The sequence below is a fragment of the Mucilaginibacter dorajii genome (assembly GCF_024808255.1).
Classification (GTDB): Bacteria; Bacteroidota; Bacteroidia; order Sphingobacteriales; family Sphingobacteriaceae; genus Mucilaginibacter; species Mucilaginibacter dorajii.
This window is the reverse complement of record NZ_JANTYS010000015.1, coordinates 20431-36559: the sequence shown is the minus strand read 5'-3', so window position 1 is coordinate 36559 and position 16129 is coordinate 20431. Positions and strand designations below refer to the sequence as shown.

17 protein-coding genes are annotated in these 16129 nt (G+C 43.2%); 12 read left to right on the top strand and 5 right to left on the bottom strand.

The window, feature by feature from the left end; translation table 11 throughout:
• Nucleotides 1-591 precede the first annotated feature (591 nt).
• Nucleotides 592-3282, bottom strand: a complete 2691-nt coding sequence (locus FHS10_RS19305; protein ID WP_259093617.1) for a ligase-associated DNA damage response DEXH box helicase — start codon at nucleotides 3280-3282, stop codon at nucleotides 592-594.
• A gap of 88 nt (nucleotides 3283-3370) precedes the next feature.
• Here FHS10_RS19305 and FHS10_RS19300 point away from each other — a divergent pair, with 88 nt between their 5' ends.
• Nucleotides 3371-4039, top strand: a complete 669-nt coding sequence (locus tag FHS10_RS19300; protein ID WP_259093615.1) for a hypothetical protein — start codon at nucleotides 3371-3373, stop codon at nucleotides 4037-4039.
• Nucleotides 4040-4102: 63 nt separating this feature from the next.
• Here the strand turns inward: FHS10_RS19300 and FHS10_RS19295 are convergent, their stop codons facing one another.
• Entirely contained in the window at nucleotides 4103-5392 is a 1290-nt protein-coding gene (locus tag FHS10_RS19295; RefSeq protein WP_259093927.1) for a BamA/TamA family outer membrane protein, read from the bottom strand.
• 509 nt (nucleotides 5393-5901) lie between these two features.
• On the opposite strand from FHS10_RS19295, the gene rplM reads away from it, so the two are divergent.
• The 7 genes from rplM (at nucleotide 5902) to FHS10_RS19260 (ending at nucleotide 11456) form a co-directional block, all read left to right on the top strand.
• Nucleotides 5902-6339 (top strand): 50S ribosomal protein L13, encoded by a 438-nt coding sequence (gene rplM / locus FHS10_RS19290; protein WP_259093612.1) that lies wholly within the window; start codon nucleotides 5902-5904, stop codon nucleotides 6337-6339.
• 26 nt (nucleotides 6340-6365) lie between these two features.
• Entirely contained in the window at nucleotides 6366-6752 is a 387-nt protein-coding gene (gene rpsI, locus FHS10_RS19285) for a 30S ribosomal protein S9 (RefSeq protein ID WP_090638861.1), read from the top strand.
• 18 nt (nucleotides 6753-6770) lie between these two features.
• Entirely contained in the window at nucleotides 6771-7628 is an 858-nt protein-coding gene (gene rpsB, locus FHS10_RS19280) for a 30S ribosomal protein S2 (RefSeq protein ID WP_259093607.1), read from the top strand.
• A gap of 197 nt (nucleotides 7629-7825) precedes the next feature.
• Complete coding sequence (gene tsf / locus FHS10_RS19275; RefSeq protein WP_259093605.1) at nucleotides 7826-8677, top strand: translation elongation factor Ts; 852 nt, start codon at nucleotides 7826-7828, stop codon at nucleotides 8675-8677.
• A gap of 145 nt (nucleotides 8678-8822) precedes the next feature.
• Nucleotides 8823-9944 carry an N-acetylglucosamine-6-phosphate deacetylase gene (gene nagA / locus FHS10_RS19270; protein WP_259093602.1) on the top strand — a complete coding sequence of 374 codons (1122 nt, stop codon included), beginning with the start codon at nucleotides 8823-8825 and terminating at the stop codon, nucleotides 9942-9944.
• A 126-nt stretch (nucleotides 9945-10070) separates the two neighbouring features.
• Nucleotides 10071-10775 carry a UMP kinase gene (gene pyrH / locus FHS10_RS19265; protein WP_259093600.1) on the top strand — a complete coding sequence of 235 codons (705 nt, stop codon included), beginning with the start codon at nucleotides 10071-10073 and terminating at the stop codon, nucleotides 10773-10775.
• A 165-nt stretch (nucleotides 10776-10940) separates the two neighbouring features.
• Nucleotides 10941-11456: a lipocalin family protein gene (locus tag FHS10_RS19260; protein WP_259093598.1), complete on the top strand. Its 516-nt coding sequence runs from the start codon at nucleotides 10941-10943 to the stop codon at nucleotides 11454-11456.
• 240 nt (nucleotides 11457-11696) lie between these two features.
• On the opposite strand, the gene FHS10_RS19255 is transcribed toward FHS10_RS19260, so the two are convergent.
• Genes FHS10_RS19255 through FHS10_RS19245 form a run of 3 tightly spaced genes read right to left on the bottom strand, consistent with a single transcriptional unit; the run spans nucleotide 11697 to nucleotide 13117 of the window.
• A complete protein-coding gene (locus tag FHS10_RS19255; RefSeq protein ID WP_259093596.1) occupies nucleotides 11697-12602 on the bottom strand; it encodes a prohibitin family protein in 906 nt (301 codons plus the stop codon).
• Between the two features lie 9 nt (nucleotides 12603-12611).
• Entirely contained in the window at nucleotides 12612-12800 is a 189-nt protein-coding gene (locus FHS10_RS19250; protein WP_259093593.1) for a DUF6358 family protein, read from the bottom strand.
• Between the two features lie 2 nt (nucleotides 12801-12802).
• A complete protein-coding gene (locus FHS10_RS19245) occupies nucleotides 12803-13117 on the bottom strand; it encodes a rhodanese-like domain-containing protein (protein WP_259093590.1) in 315 nt (104 codons plus the stop codon).
• Between the two features lie 209 nt (nucleotides 13118-13326).
• Here FHS10_RS19245 and FHS10_RS19240 point away from each other — a divergent pair, with 209 nt between their 5' ends.
• The 4 genes from FHS10_RS19240 (at nucleotide 13327) to FHS10_RS19225 (ending at nucleotide 16101) form a co-directional block, all read left to right on the top strand.
• Complete coding sequence (locus FHS10_RS19240) at nucleotides 13327-14445, top strand: DUF4407 domain-containing protein (RefSeq protein WP_259093588.1); 1119 nt, start codon at nucleotides 13327-13329, stop codon at nucleotides 14443-14445.
• Nucleotides 14446-14545: 100 nt separating this feature from the next.
• Entirely contained in the window at nucleotides 14546-14974 is a 429-nt protein-coding gene (locus FHS10_RS19235) for a PepSY-like domain-containing protein (RefSeq protein ID WP_259093586.1), read from the top strand.
• A gap of 186 nt (nucleotides 14975-15160) precedes the next feature.
• Nucleotides 15161-15400 (top strand): helix-turn-helix domain-containing protein, encoded by a 240-nt coding sequence (locus FHS10_RS19230; protein WP_259093584.1) that lies wholly within the window; start codon nucleotides 15161-15163, stop codon nucleotides 15398-15400.
• A gap of 53 nt (nucleotides 15401-15453) precedes the next feature.
• Nucleotides 15454-16101 carry an HD domain-containing protein gene (locus FHS10_RS19225; protein ID WP_259093582.1) on the top strand — a complete coding sequence of 216 codons (648 nt, stop codon included), beginning with the start codon at nucleotides 15454-15456 and terminating at the stop codon, nucleotides 16099-16101.
• Nucleotides 16102-16129 lie beyond the last annotated feature (28 nt).

Below are 16129 nucleotides of genomic sequence, written 5' to 3'. Positions count from 1 at the left end.
GTGAACAAGGCGCAGACGACTCACCCCGACGAGGCTACGCCCGTCTTCCCCTCTCTCCGACTGCGTCGCATAGAGGGGCGGAAAATAAAAACAGTTTTTACCCTCTTTGCGGCTTCAGCCGGAGAGAGGGTCGGCCAGCGAAGCGCTGCCGGGGTGAGTCGTCTCCAGCGTTCTACCGATACCAAGAAAACGAAATACATCATTATGAACGTAAACAACGAAGCAATGCGATTTTTTTGACTGTAATATCTTTCCAGAACCGTTTTTAAACAGCTTCTGAGAGCCTGTTTAAATTTCTTTGAAGAATATTTATGATCTATGAAGAGAATATTCAGCCCCCAATCAGTTACTTTTGCAAGTAAAAAGCGTTAATGCTATATAAGTATTTGATAGTGAGCGAGTAAGGTGTTCCACGGAGTTTACATTTTAAAAAACGTTAACTAACTGATATTGAGGTTTAAAGATGTTCGTGGTGTTCCATCGTTCCGGTGGAACGGTAACAAGGTAATGCATAGTACATCAGATTAAGCAAGCAAAAAGCCTCGGGACTTTAGTCGCTTTTTTTACACGGGCCCTTAAAGTCTGCAACTGCTAAAATCCCTTTTTCCTGATAATCCCGGGTCTCCTGTTTTTCCTGGTTTCATCCACCTTGCCAACGCCTTCGGCGCCATAATTGCGGGCCATTTTGGCAATCCTTTCCTCCATTGTTTCGGTACTCAGTTTTTCGCGGCCAAGGCTATCAACCATTATCGGGAAGGCAAAGGGTGTTGGGCGCTCAATATTTTTAAGAATGATGGTTTGGGTTTGAATGCGTTGCAGCGCCGCCCTTAGTCTAAATTCCTCCAACTGAAATGCAAGGGCTTCATTATAGGCCTGGCGTACCAACAGGTTATCCGGCTCGTACTCCGTAAATACCTCGAACAATAACGAAGTGGACGCCTGCAGGTGCTTGTTTTTCACCTGCTGACCCGGGTAGCCGGTAAATACCAGCCCGCCGATGTGGGCAATGTCCCTGAAACGCCTGCGGGCCATTTCATTGGCATTTAGGCTGTGCTGAATATCATCTATCAGGTTATCTATGGAGAAGAAGCCGGTATCTTCTAAAACCTCCTCAATAGGTACATCTTCATCAGTAAGAAGTTCAAAACCATAATCGTTCATCGCTATGGAGAAACTCGCATTCCTGATCTTGCTGATGCGGAAGGCCAGTAACGATGCCATTCCCTCGTGTACCAACCGTCCCTCAAAAGGGTAAAATAACAAATGGTGCCCTTGTTTTGATTTGAACGACTCGATCAAAAATTCATGGCTTTGCGGCAAGTGGGATAGTTCCTGCTGTAATTTAAACAGGGGTTTTAAGGCGATAACTTCTACATCCTTTTCAATGCCGTGCGCAACTTCATCCAGCTTATCCCTGAATACAGCCGCCAGTTGTGATGACAGCGGCATGCGGCCGCCGTTCCAACTGGGAATTAAACCCTTGTTTGAATTTGATTTTTTTACATAGGCAGTCATCTCCTTTACCCTGATAAACTCCAGGCTGCGGCCTGCAAACCAGAAAGTATTGCCCGGTTTTAATTTGGATACAAAGGATTCTTCAATAGTGCCCAGACTGCCGCCGCTAAGCCATTTAATGCGGATGCTAAGCTCGCTGGTTATGGTGCCAATGCTAAGGCGATGGCGCATGGCTACCCTGCGGCTGTTCACCTTATAAAGGCCATTCTCTATCTCTACCTTTAAAAACTCATCATATTGGGCCAGTGTTTTGCCGCCGGTGGTTATAAACTCCAGGAGTTCGCTAAACTCTTTACTTGTTAAATCGGCAAAAGCATAGGTGCCCTTTACTTCTTTATAAAGTGCATCGGCCCTAAAGCCATCTGATACGGCCAGCGTAACCATGTATTGAATCAGTACATCCATGGTAAGCAGCATGGGGTCGCGGCTTTCAAAAATTCCCCTTTTGATGGCCTCTTTGAGCGCCGCGCCTTCTAATAATTCCAACGAATGAGTGGGCACAAAATAAGCGCGGGATATGGCACCCGGATGGTGGCCGCTCCGACCCGCGCGCTGCATAAAGCGGGCTACGCCTTTGGGGCTACCTATCTGGATCACGCAATCAACAGGTCTGAAATCGACTCCTAAATCAAGACTTGAGGTACAAACAACCAGTTTAAGCGCTTCGGCATGCAAGGCCTGCTCTACCCAGTTGCGTAGCTCATTATCCAGGGAACCATGGTGCATAGCCATAATGCCCGCGTACTCCGGATAATTATCTAAAATGGCATGGTACCAGATCTCAGATTGAGACCTTGTATTGGTAAATATTAAGGTAGTTTTACTCCTGGCCACAATTTCCATCACCTGTGGCAGCAATTTTAAACCGATATGCCCGGCCCATGAATAGTTCTCCACGTTTTCGGGGATGATAGATTTGATCTCTAACTTTTTCTCCAGGTTGGCCCTCACCATTTTGATCTGTTCAGGTGGGAAGTCGTTACCCAGCAATACCTCGGCCGCCTGTTCAAGGTTGCCAATAGTTGCGCTGATGCCCCAGATTTTCAGTGGGCAGTTTGCAGTTTCCAGTTTGTAGTTTGCAGTATGCTGCCGGATATTATTTTTTTTGTTTGTTTGTTCTACACCGGTTGATAACATCGCTTTATCAGATAAATGCTGCCCGCTGCCGCCTGCTAATCGCCCACTGCCCACTGCCAACTGAGAACTGCCTACTGCCGCAAGGGCCTTCAATCGCGATAACCCCAACTCTACCTGTACTCCTCTTTTGGTTCCGAGTAATTCGTGCCATTCGTCAATTACTACTACCTGTAGGCTGTTAAATAGTTTGGGGTAATCTTTTTGGGCCAGCATCAGGTGCAGGCTTTCGGGGGTGGTGAGCAGTACTTCGGGAAGCTTTCTTTTAAGGGCGGCCTTTTCGGCGGCAGATGTGTCGCCTGTGCGGGTGGCTATGCGCCAGGGCAGGCCCATTTCGTCACAGGCCTCCTGCATGGCTTTGCGGATATCGTTGGTAAGGGCGCGTAACGGGGTTATCCACAGCATAAGCAGTCCGTTGTTTTGTTGTGTAGTATAAGTATCGGGATGCTGATTTATAAAGCCGGCTAAAAAGGGTAAAAACAAGGCAAAGGTTTTACCACTGCCGGTGGGCGCGTTTAACAGACCGGAGTATCCGTTAAGATAGGCCGCTTCCATCTCTTTTTGAAAGGGAAACTGTTGCCAGTTTTTTTGCCTGTACCACTGCTGTATTACCTGCCGGCCTTTATCTGTCATGGCTTTATAACAACGGGATTTGTGTTTAGTTAGATGATATGCGCATTACCGCGCCAACAAATTAGTGATAAATACTGTTAGCTAATGTATGATAAAGAATAGTGTTTTGATATTATTGATTGCCGGCTTTTTTGCCTGCAATTCATCAACCCAAAAGCAAACCGCACCCGACAGTGCTAAAGAGGGTACTTCCGATACCTCGTTAACCAGCAGTGCCGCTGTGCAGGATTCTGCCGCTAATAAGCTTATTGCTTCCGATACTTCAAACGCCAGTCTTGTATCAGTCGATAGGCTCATTATGCCGGGAAAAGGCATAGGCCATATTATGGTAAATGATGATGCTGAAACTGCCGTTAAATTATTAGGGCGGCCCGATAGCTCAGATGCGGCTATGGGCAGTGCGTTGATGGTTTGGTTTGCTAAGCATAATATAGCAGGGTACCGCACGAGTATCTTTGCGCACCGTAATATGGGTGGCAAAGATGAGGCGGTTAGTCGTATCCAAAAAATATTGATAACCTCGCCCTGGTTTAAAACCGCCGATGGTGTTGGGGTAGGCTCCTCATTGGCTGCCATTAAAAAAGGGTATACTGTAAAATTAACGTCAGGCTATAACGCCAAAACGGGCAAAGTTGAGGTGTATACCGATCTGGATAAAGGTATTTCATTTGAGGTAGATAAGACCAGCGATAAATGTGTTGCTGTCGTAATTCATAAAGTACATGATACCGCGGCAACGTACATCAATATGCATTGAAAATCAGGAGGGAATAAGTATGATTTCGCGTTCGCCGTTTTTATGCCTTAAACTGTAACACGTTTAAAAAACTTCGTTAACCCCCAAAAAGAAGCCGCTGGAGCCATAAGCTCCCCGGGCATAATCAAAGCACATATTTGACCGGGTAAATTTGTTGAACAATAGGCGTAACCCAGCCCCGGCCCCTGGTTCCCAGTACCTGAATAGTTTGATATCGCGCTGGTTATTAGCTGATTCTACGTTGACGAAAGTTACTCCGCTCAGCAGCTTGTTGGTAGTTATCGGAAAACGGTATTCTGCTTCGTTATACACAAACGATGGTCCTTTAAAACGGCCTATGATAAAGGCCCTGCCGATGCGGCCGTAAGCGTCACTCGCGGTGCCCGGCAATTCCAAATAAGGCACCGAGCCTGCTACGGTATAGGTGGCCCAATGCCAAAAAGCCAAAACGTGTTCAGGGTCGGTATCGCTCAGGCTCCAGTATTTACGTAATTCGGTTTTGAGTTGAATGGCATTGTGGTTGCTGCCAAGCCAGCCCTGATTGGCGCGAAAAATAAAATCGGCATAAATGCCTTTAAAAGCCCGGTTGGGCTGATCGCGGCTGTTGTATTGAAAGTTCACCAAAATGCCGTTGGCATTATAGCTATAAGGCGAATATCCTTTGCGGATACTGTACATGTAATTATGGGTTGATGTGATGGGAATATTTTTGCGATCGTCATTAATATTATCATAAAAATTGAAACTCAGGCCTGCACCTATATAAATATGATCGGTTATTTTGCGGTAGATGCGTTCATTTATTTTAAGATAGGTGTATTTGATGGGGAATTCATCGGGGTTATCGTCAAAATGTTCATCGCCCATATGGAAGGGGCCATCGCCTATGCTACGCCTGCCGGTACCCAGGCCATTGTCCTTAGCTATGGTTTTGCCTACCTGTAAGGCACCTTGCAGGTTCCATGTATTTTTTGAGGTGAAGGCGTTGTGTTTAAGTTCGAGGGTAGAAAGACCGTTGGTTGAGATATAAGCCGCGGCGTTCATTATCGATAGAATGGTATTGTGCCTGTCGCCAAAGTACTTGCCAGCTGCAGATGTAGCGCCAATGGCAAACCCAACACTCGGGTTGTAAGCAGCAGACGGTAACACCGCCCAAAAAAAGTTTTTTTCTGGTTGAGTAGTGTCGGCCCTTGCTGTGGCGCTCTTTTTGCTGAAAAGGGAGTTTAATAAAGTATTGGCATCAAGCTGGGTTTTCAATGAATCCTCTATACTCACCTTTTTTTGGGCGAACAGCATAGCCGGGCATAGCACAAGAAGTGATAAGGCATGCGCTAACCTGCGTAGGGGTATCATCAATTGGGGTATTTACAATAGTTCTTCGCTAAGATATGCCATCGGTTTGATAATTAAAAAGAGTTGTGAGGTGAGAATCAAAAATTAACATTTTTTATCAACTAAACTGTTGCGTTCGCAACAAGTGAAACAAACCGCAACACTTTTGAATATCACGCGCAACACAGAAATGTCCATCAAAATGCTTTTTAGTATTGATTTTTAGCGGTGACATTGTTGTGTCACCAAAGGGAATGGGAAGTTTAAAACGGGATCAATATTCAACACGCATGTTCGGTATCGAAATAATCAAATGGAGGTAGTTGTTGGGTATTCAAAATCCGTTATTTAACATCAGCTGCTTTTATTGCTACTAACAATAACATCGCTGTTTAACCCATTGTACGACAGTATTGGTAACAAACTAAAAATTAGTTTAAAACTATTTGTTAATAAAATAAATAGCTGTATCTTTGCAGTCCCGAAAATGCGGGGTATAATAAACGTTTAAACAATTTAATTTAAAGCAAGTGAATACGTTAAGTTACAAAACTGTCTCAGCCAACAAAAAAACCGTTAACAAACAATGGGTTGTTGTTGACGCACAAGGCGAGATTTTGGGGCGCTTGTCTACAAAGATCGCAATGATCATTCGTGGAAAAACCAAGCCAGATTTCACCCCGAACGTAGACTGCGGTGATAATGTGATAGTTATCAATGCAGACAAGGTAAAGTTGACCGGAAACAAATTTAGCGCAAAGCAATATGTTTCTTACACTGGTTATCCAGGTGGTCAGCGTTTCATTTCTCCTAAGGAGTTAATGGCAAAGCATCCAGAGCGCGTAATTGAAAAAGCCGTTCGTGGTATGTTACCTAAAAGTCGTTTGGGCAAAGCATTATTTGGCAATCTGCATGTATATGCAGGTTCTGAGCATCCTCATGCAGCGCAAAACCCAACAACCATTTAACTTTTTAATTTTAAAGGAGAAAAGAAATGCCAACAACTAACACTTCAGGCAGAAGAAAAACAGCCGTTGCCCGCATCTACCTTTCAGAAGGAAATGGTGCGATCATCGTTAACGGTAAAGATTACAAAGAGTACTTCCCAACATTGCCATTACAGTACATTGTTACTCAAAGCACCGAAGTTTCTGGTTCAACCGGAAAATTTGATGTTAAAGTAAATGTTGCAGGTGGTGGTGTAAAAGGACAGGCAGAAGCCGTTCGTTTAGCTATCGCGAAAGCCATTGTTGAACTGGATCCTGAAAAGAAACCAGCACTACGCGCTAAAGGTATTATGACACGTGATGACCGTATGGTTGAGCGTAAAAAACCAGGTCGTAAGAAAGCACGTAAGAGATTCCAATTCAGTAAACGTTAATCACAGGAGGACAACAAAATGGCAAGAACAACTTATCAGGATTTACTGGACGCTGGTGTACACTTTGGTCACCTTACCCGCAAATGGGACCCGAAAATGTCACAGTACATTTTCATGGAGCGTAACGGTATCCACATTATAGATTTAAATAAAACCTTAACTAAGGTTGAAGAAGCTGCTGCAGCTATCAAACAAATAGTAAAATCAGGCCGTAAGGTATTATTCGTAGCTACAAAGAAACAAGCGAAAGATATCGTTGCTGATTATGCAAAAAGCGTAAACATGCCATACATCACCGAGCGTTGGTTGGGTGGTATGTTAACCAACTTTGCAACTGTACGTAAGTCAATCAAAAAGATGTCAAACATTGATAAATTGACTAAAGACGGTACTTACAGCAACCTTTCTAAAAAAGAAAGACTGATGATACAACGTGAGCGTATCAAATTAGAAACCCTTTTAGGTGGTATCTCTGATCTGAACCGTTTACCTGCAGCATTATTTTTGATCGACGTTAAGAAAGAGCATATCGCTGTATCTGAAGCTTTGAAGTTGAACATCCCTACATTTGCTATGGTTGATACCAACTCTGATCCTTCAAACATCGATTTCCCTATCCCTGCGAATGACGATGCTACCAAATCAATTTCATTGATTACCAGCATCATCATCAAAGCGATTGAAGAAGGTTTAGAAGAACGTAAACGCGATAAAGAAGACGAAGCTGAAAAAGAAGCAGTTGCTGCTAAATCAAAAGCTGATGCTCCTGAAGTTAAAGATCGTAGCGAAGACGGTAAAAGAGCAAGAAAAACTGCTGAAGTTGCAGACGTAGTAGCCGAGGCTGATGCCGAAGCACCTGCTGAAACAGAAGAATAATTAATTTTAGTCGTAAGCACTAAGTGCTAAGCCTGGAATTAATCCCGGGCTTAGTTCTTAGTACTTACGACTTTTAACTTATAGGCTGTTTTATACAACCTATATTTTTTAATAATAAATACAGTTGGGGGTTACAGCGGTATATTAAATTTGCCTTTAGCCTACAACTCATAACATACAACTTAAAACAAAAAAAGATGTCTACAGTACAAATATCTGCAGCCGACGTAAATAAACTGCGCCAGCAAACTGGTGCCGGCATGATGGATTGCAAAAAAGCATTGACCGAAACTAACGGTGATTTTGAAGCAGCTATCGATTTTTTGAGAAAAAAAGGTGCTAAAGTTGCCGCAAGCCGTCAGGATCGCGAATCAAACGAAGGTGTTGTTATTTCACGTACCAGTGCAGATGGCAAAACCGGTGTGATCATCGAACTTAACTGCGAAACTGATTTCGTGGCTAAAAACGCTGAGTTCATCGCTTTCGCTAACGAAGTTGCTAACAAAGCGGTTGAAAACCAGCCAAAAAGCATCGAAGAGCTTTATGCGCTTTCTATCGATACAGAAAACACCACTACTACTATTGGTGAGGCCATCATTGACAAAACCGGTAAAATCGGCGAGAAAATTGGTGTATCTAAATTAGAGATCATCACCGGCGAAAAAGTTATCGCTTATGTACACGGTAACTTCCGTTTAGGTGTATTGGTTGCTTTAAACTCAAACCCTGAAGGTGCCGATGAAGCAGGTAAGGACGTTGCCATGCAAATTGCGGCTATGAACCCTATTGCTGTTGATAAAGACGGTGTTGACGCTTCTGTAATTGAGCGTGAGTTAGAGATTGCTAAAGACGTGATCCGTGCAGAAGGTAAACCAGAAGAAATGGTTGAAAAAATCAGCTTAGGTAAACTGAACAAGTTTTATAAAGACTCAACCCTGTTAAACCAGGAGTTTGTGAAAGATTCATCAAAAAGCGTTGCCCAGTTCCTGGCCACCGTTGAAAAAGGCCTCACAGTAACCGCATTTAAGCGGGTAGCTTTAGGAGCTTAAATATTTTATCCCTCTCGTTTTAACGAGGGGGATTTTTTTTGTAGCCCCACCCAACCCTCCCCGGTAGGGAGGGCTTTGTTATGAAAAGGATAATTTATAATAAAACAAGAAGTCTCCCCTACCGGGGGAGATTTAGAGGGGGCTTATGATAACTGCACTTCACAACCACAAACTCATTTCAAACGGCACTATCGCCACAGGCAAAGCCGTTTTAATCCAAAACGGAACTATCATTGATGTTATTGATGATACAGCCATTCCGGCAGATGCCGAAAAGCACAATTTTCATGGCTCATTCCTTGCCCCTGGTTTTATCGACCTGCAAATTTATGGCAGCGGCGGTTTATTATTTGCCGGGACACCAAGTGTTGAAGCATTGGAGCGCCTGGAAAACGATTTGCTGAACCAGGGAACTACCGGTGTTTTTGCTACCATTGGCACAAATACCAATGAGATTGTGGAAGCGGGCATTGAAGCAGCAAAGGCGTTTCGCAAAAAAGCCCGCGGTGCTTTCTGGGGACTGCATTTGGAAGGGCCGTATTTAAATGCTGCCAAAAAAGGCGCGCATCCAGAGAAGTATATCAAAAAAGCTACCCTTGCCGAAGTTAAAGGCTGGGTGGAGCAGGCCGAAGGCGAGATAAAAATGATCACCATTGCCCCGGAATTACAAGACCAGGAAGTAATTGATTACCTATACAATGCCGGGATCATCATATCATCGGGGCATAGCAACGCTACTTATGCCGAAGGGAAAGCGTTTTTAAATAAACCCATCCCGGCGGTTACACACCTGTTTAATGCCATGCCGCAAATGCATCATCGCGAGCCCGGGTATATCCCAGCTATTTTTGAAGAAAAGCCCTACACCAGTATTGTTGCCGATGGTAACCATGTGGATTGGCCAATGATCAGGCTGGCCAAGCGTGAACTGGGTGATAAGCTGTTTTTAATTACCGATGCAGTAACTTCAACAACCGAAGGCGCATATCATCATCGCCTGGTAGGGGATAAATACGTAATGCCCGATGGTACGCTGAGTGGATCGAGCCTTACCATGCTTAAAGCTGTTGAAAACTGTGTAAAACAAGTGGGTATAGATTTGGTTGAAGCTATAAATATGGCTTCGTTATACCCCGCACAGCTGGCTAAGCAAACAAAAAAGGGTAAAATTGAAAAAGGTTTTGATGCCGATATGGTAGTTTTTAATGCTGATTTTGAGGTGGAAGTCACCATCCTTAACGGCCATTTATTAACAAAGACAACATAAAATTTTAACACTGATTTTTATTCGCTATTTTTGGCGAACGACACCTCATATGAACAACGCTTTATCAATTCATGATATCTACAAAAGCAAGTTCCCTTTATTTTCGTTAATAACAAATCACACCAAATGAAATACAAAAGAATTTTACTGAAACTTTCGGGCGAATCGCTTATGGGCAGCAGGCAATATGGCATTGATAATGCACAGGTATTGCAATATGCGCATGACATTAAAAATGTGTACGACACAGGAATGGAAATTGCGATAGTTGTTGGTGGCGGTAACATTTTTAGAGGCCTTAGCGCCGAAAAATCGGGCATGGAACGTGCTCAAGCCGATTATATGGGCATGCTGGCCACCGTGATCAACTGTATGGCTTTACAAAACGCACTGGAAAGCATTGGCGTGGCAACCCGCCTGCAATCGGCCATTAAAATGGAGCAGATCTGCGAGCCTTACATTCGTAGGCGTGCTATGCACCACCTTGAAGTTGGTAAAATAGTGATCTTCGGTGCCGGTACCGGTAACCCATATTTTACTACCGATACTGCCGCTTCATTACGCGCCATTGAAATTAAAGCCGACGTTGTACTGAAAGGTACCCGTGTTGACGGTATTTACACTGCCGACCCTGAAAAAGATCCATCGGCAACCCGTTATGACGAGATCAGTTTCCAGGAAGTATATGATAAAGGCCTTAATGTAATGGACATGACCGCCATTACCCTTTGCCAGGAAAACAAACTTCCTATCATTGTATTTGATATGAACAAAGAAGGCAACTTCATGAAAATTGCCAAAGGCGAAGCCATTGGTACGTTGGTGAAGTAAGCCCAGCCCCTCCTAAATCCTCCCCGGTAGGGAGGACTTAAAAAGCTTTGCAAGTCAGAAGTCTCCCCTACCGGGGGAGATTTAGAGGGGGCTTTTTCACACTAAAAAAATCTTAAGGCCTCGTTATTCCGTAATTGGATGTAACGGGGCTTTAATTTTTTGATCATGAAAGTAATTTGCACATCTATTATATTATTAATTACCACCCTTACGGCGCCTGTAAACAAGCCGGTAAGCAGGGTTGATCTGAATAAATTTTCGGGTAAATGGTATTCTTTATATTCTATCCCTACCATGTTCGATAAGGGTACCAGGGAAACTACCACCACCTATACTTTAAATAAGGATGGCTACTATAATGTGATAACCGTAGCAAAAAAAGGCGGGGATAACGAGCTGAAAACCTATAAATCAAAACTCTTCCCCGAAAAGGATAATAACGCATCCGATATGCGAGCCCAGTTTGTATGGCCTATTAAGGTTGACTATTGGGTGATAGATATTGCCGACGATTACTCATACGCGGTTGTTGGTCACCCGGATTATAAGTTTCTATTCATCATGAGCCGCAAGCCCAGCATGCCGGCAGACGAATACAATAAGATAGTGGCAAAATGTAAAGCGATGGGATACCCGGTAGAAAAACTGGTATCGCAGCAACATAAGGCTAACGAACAGTAAAAAACGTCATTGCGAGGCACGAAGCAATCCCCAACTGTACAGAGCAAACATTAAAGTTGCTCTTCTAATCGGGGATTGCTTCGTCGTACCTCCTCGCAATGACGACAGTTTATAGAACACAGATATTCTAACTACCCCTGATTGCAGTAAGGCCACCCATTAAAAGGTGGCCTTACGCTTTTTATAAAATTCGTCCTCATTTAAATTCGTGAAATTCGATTCAATTCGAACCATTCGTGTTTATTTATCGCTCAACATTATCGGGTTTCCTTTACCGCCGCCAATAATAATCACTTTGGCATTTGCCGAGGTAGCGATAGCCATTTGAGCCTTAATAGCTTCGTATTGTAGTTGTTTATCAGATAAACCCGTTGATAGGATCTTTTGATAATCGGCTATACCTTGTGCCTCTACCCGTTTACGTTCGGCTTCCTGCTTTTCTTTTTGTAAAACAAACTGCATCTTCTGGGCGTCTTGTTCAGCATTGATCTTTGATTCGATGCTGGCACGTACCGATGCCGGCAGGGTGATGTTGCGTACCAGGATCTGTTGTAATTCTAATCCGCGTTTGGCAAAGTTGGCCGTAATAAACCTGTTGATCTTATCCTGGAACTCCTGCCGTTTGGTTGAATACAAGTCGACAGCCGCATAATTTACAGCGTTATCGCGTATGGCTGTTCTTGAAACAGGGCGTACTATCTTTTCTAAATAGTCTTCGCCAATGTTTTGCATAATAAAGGGGGCTTTATCGGCATTTACTTTGTACTGAACAGAAAGATCAATAGCTACCTCCAAACCGTCAGACGACAATACACGGATAGCATCGTCGCCTTCTTTGCTGCCTTCGTCATGTACGGCGCTCATAGTGTAAGTTTGCAGCCGTACATCAAACGTTGTGATTTCAACAAGTGGGTTAACTATATGCAGGCCGCTCTCTAATACGCCATCCTGAACCTTGCCAAAAAGTACCTGCACACCTACCTTGCCTGGCTCAATAGTTTTAAACATGGATAGTACCAGGCCCAGGGCCACCATTACTACACCAACTATACTAACTGTATTACTAAAATGACTTGCGGGCTCTGGTGAGCGTTTGAGTACTATACCCACCACGAGTACGATAACTCCTAATATTGCTATAAACATGCAATGAAGTTACACCTTTTTCTGCGAGTTCTTTACGTCTTTTAACAGTCTTATTTTTAATATAATAACAGCTGCGCAGGCAACTAAAGCTACGGCCATAACAACGTAGTTTTTAGTCTGAAAATACTGGTACGCCACAAAGGCGCAAAGTACCATACCTATAGTGTACAGTACATTTAGCACTAACTTAAAGCCCATGATTAGTAAACAGAAAGTTCGGGATCAATCTCGGCCGCCCAGGCTAAAATACCGCCACGTAAGTTAGATAGGTTGGTATAGCCTTGTTGCTCTAACTGCATAATGGCAGCCGCGCTGCGTTTACCACTGCGGCACATTACCACAACAGGTTTGTCTTTGCTGATTTTATCGGCCTCGATAAGGATGCCACCCAATGGGATTGACTGGCCGCCAAGATTTGATGTTTCGTATTCAAAATCTTCCCTAACATCAATTAGTTGGAAGTCTTCGCCTTTGTCTAATTTCTCTTTTAGTTCCTGTACGGTTATCTCGTTCATGTCAAATAGAATTATAATCCAAAGGTAGCTTTTTTTCCTTTGCAAATAATTACGGCAGGTTTTTGTAACAATCAGTGCCCAAGTGCGTTTATTATATGATTTACCGCACACAAGGCTGTTTTGCAGCAGTTTGATGCCGTAATGCACCGGCGCTGTTCTGATAATTTGACATAAAGATTGAACGGCTGCCATTTAAACGGATCATATAGATGAAAAAAGTTACCCGCTTTTTCTGGTTTTGTTCAGGAGCGCATATAGATACATTAAAAAAATACCCTGTTGAGCACAATAAATACGTGGGCATTGGGGCTACCATATTCTTTACGGCTTTATTCGCTTCGTTATCTGGCGGTTACGCCATGTACTTTGTTTTTAATGGCGATGCTTTTGCCGTATTTTTCGCCATTTTGTTTGGCTTGCTTTGGGGTACGGCTATTTTTAACATGGATAGGTACATTGTATCCAGCATTAATAAAGAAGGCAGTACCAACCAGCAGATCTTACAGGCTTCGCCACGTATTTTGCTGGCCATTATGATTGGGATAGTGATTTCACGGCCATTGGAGCTGAAGATCTTTGATAAAGAGATCCGTCAGAAACTAAAATCCTCATATCTGAAAGGCCAGCACCGTAAAATTGATACCCTGGAGAAAACATACAACGAAAAGTATGCGATGGAACTGGGTAAAAACAACGATCTGAAAAAGGAAAAGGACTCGCTCGAAAAGGATATCAACCGGTCGCGCTACCAGTTAAACCAGGAAGTTTTTGGCGATAAAACCAACCAGACATCGGGCATTACCGGTTATGGTACGTATGCCAAGCAAAAACAGTCGGTATTGGAAGAAAAGGAGGCACGCTTAAAAACGGTTACCGAAAGCCAGGGGCAAATGGACGAATACCTGGGGCACCGTAAAGATTACGAAGGGCTAAACACCCTGAGGTTGTTTACAGATCATCAATTAGATAGCCTGGCCAATGTAGCCGGTTTCTCTGATCGTAACTGGGCCTTGGGTCAGTTGTCTTATAATGAAAACGGTACGCGAGATCTGGATACCTATATGGCTATCTCCTTTATAGGCTATTTGTTTATCCTGTTTGAATGTTTACCGGTATTTGTAAAACTGATGTCGCCCAAGGGACCGTATGATACAGCCATAGCCAAAACGGTGGAGGCCAATTTATATATGGCCGACAAGGAAAAAGACAGGGATATAACGGTTACTGACAATACTTATGATCATAACCTGGATGCGGATGTTCAGCGGCGCAAAAAGATCATATCCAACCAGTCGGACTATGACCTGGAGCGCCACAGCTATGATTAAACTGATTCTTTGATAACCATCTCATTATCCAGTATTTCTACAAAAAGCAGTCAGCCTTTCTTCAGATTGATAATTTATACTTGTGTAAATTAAATTTATCATGAAAAGGAAATTATCATTTTTAATAGCACTTGGCCTTGCTTCGGGTGCTGTTATGGCGCAGGATCTTAAACCAAAAGATGTGCCTGCCGGGGTTAAAACAGCTTTTGCCGCAAAATATCCCGCTGCTGCTAAAGTGAGTTGGGAAAAAGAAAAAGGTAACTATGAAGCTAACTGGGGCGGCAAATCGGGCGAGGATAATTCGGCTGTTTTTACACCTGGTGGTGTTTTTGTTGAGATTGTAAATGCTATTAAGGTAAGCGATTTGCCTAAAACAATTGCCCCCTATGTAATGGCCCATTATAAAGGGGCAAAAATTAAGGAAGCCGGAAAGGTGACCGATGCCGCAGGCAAAACTTTTTATGAGGCCGAGATAAAAAGTGGAGACCTCATCTTTGATGAAAGCGGGAACTTTGTTAAAAAGGATTAAACAGTGATACAAAAACGCCTATCCCCATTAAGGGATGGGTGTTTTTTTGAGGCCCGGCCACCGTAATATTTAAAGATAATAGAGACGTAATTATAGCTAACGAAAAAAAATTTCAAAAAAATAAAAAAAATGAAATCCGTGTTTTAACAAATCTCGTTTATATCAGATAGTTAAAACAATAATTGCATGAAAGAGACGCTGAATTACAAGATTAAAGCAATTGCAGCTAACATCAGGAACACCCGCGAACAACTCAATTATACCCAAGAATACCTGGCCGCAAAATTGAATATATCGCAAAACGCATACAGTAAAATTGAACTGGGTTATACTAAAATAACCGTAGAAAGACTTTTCCAGATAGCTGCTATCCTGGAGGTTGATATACACGAAATTATCAATACAGAAAAAATAGCCGCAGCTTAATAATTTACAATTATTCCACTGTTTCATCCGGGCAATAATATCTTTGCACCCGGATGGAAACAGCAAAGCTCATACAAAATACCGTACAGTTTGTACGCGATACTCTTAAAAATGCCGAGGGGGGCCACGACTGGTGGCACATTCACCGTGTTTGGACAAATGCCAAACTAATAGCGCAAACAGAGGAAGCCGATCTGCTTACTGTTGAACTTGCCGCACTGCTTCATGATATTGCCGATGCCAAATTCAATAACGGCGATGAAGAAATTGGCCCGGCTACAGCTGCTAAATATTTGCGTAGCGTGGCTGTTGATGAAGCGGTTATTGAGCATGTGCAGCAAATTATCAGGTACATGTCGTTCAAGGCCAGTTTCGATAAGGTGGTATTTCACTCGCCCGAGTTGGCTATAGTACAGGATGCCGATAGGCTGGATGCTATAGGTGCAATTGGTATTGCAAGGGCATTTAGTTACGGTGGTTTTAAAGGCCGGGAAATTTATAATCCCGAAATAGAACCCAATTTAAACATGAGCAAAGAAGAGTATAAAAACTCCCCGGCTCCATCAATTAATCATTTTTACGAAAAACTATTGTTGCTTAAAGACAAAATGAACACTGCTACCGGTCGTAAACTGGCCGAACAGCGCCACGCGTTCATGGAGGCTTACCTGCTGCAATTTTACCTGGAATGCAAACCATAATCCAATATTAGGGTTAGGTTTTCAACTT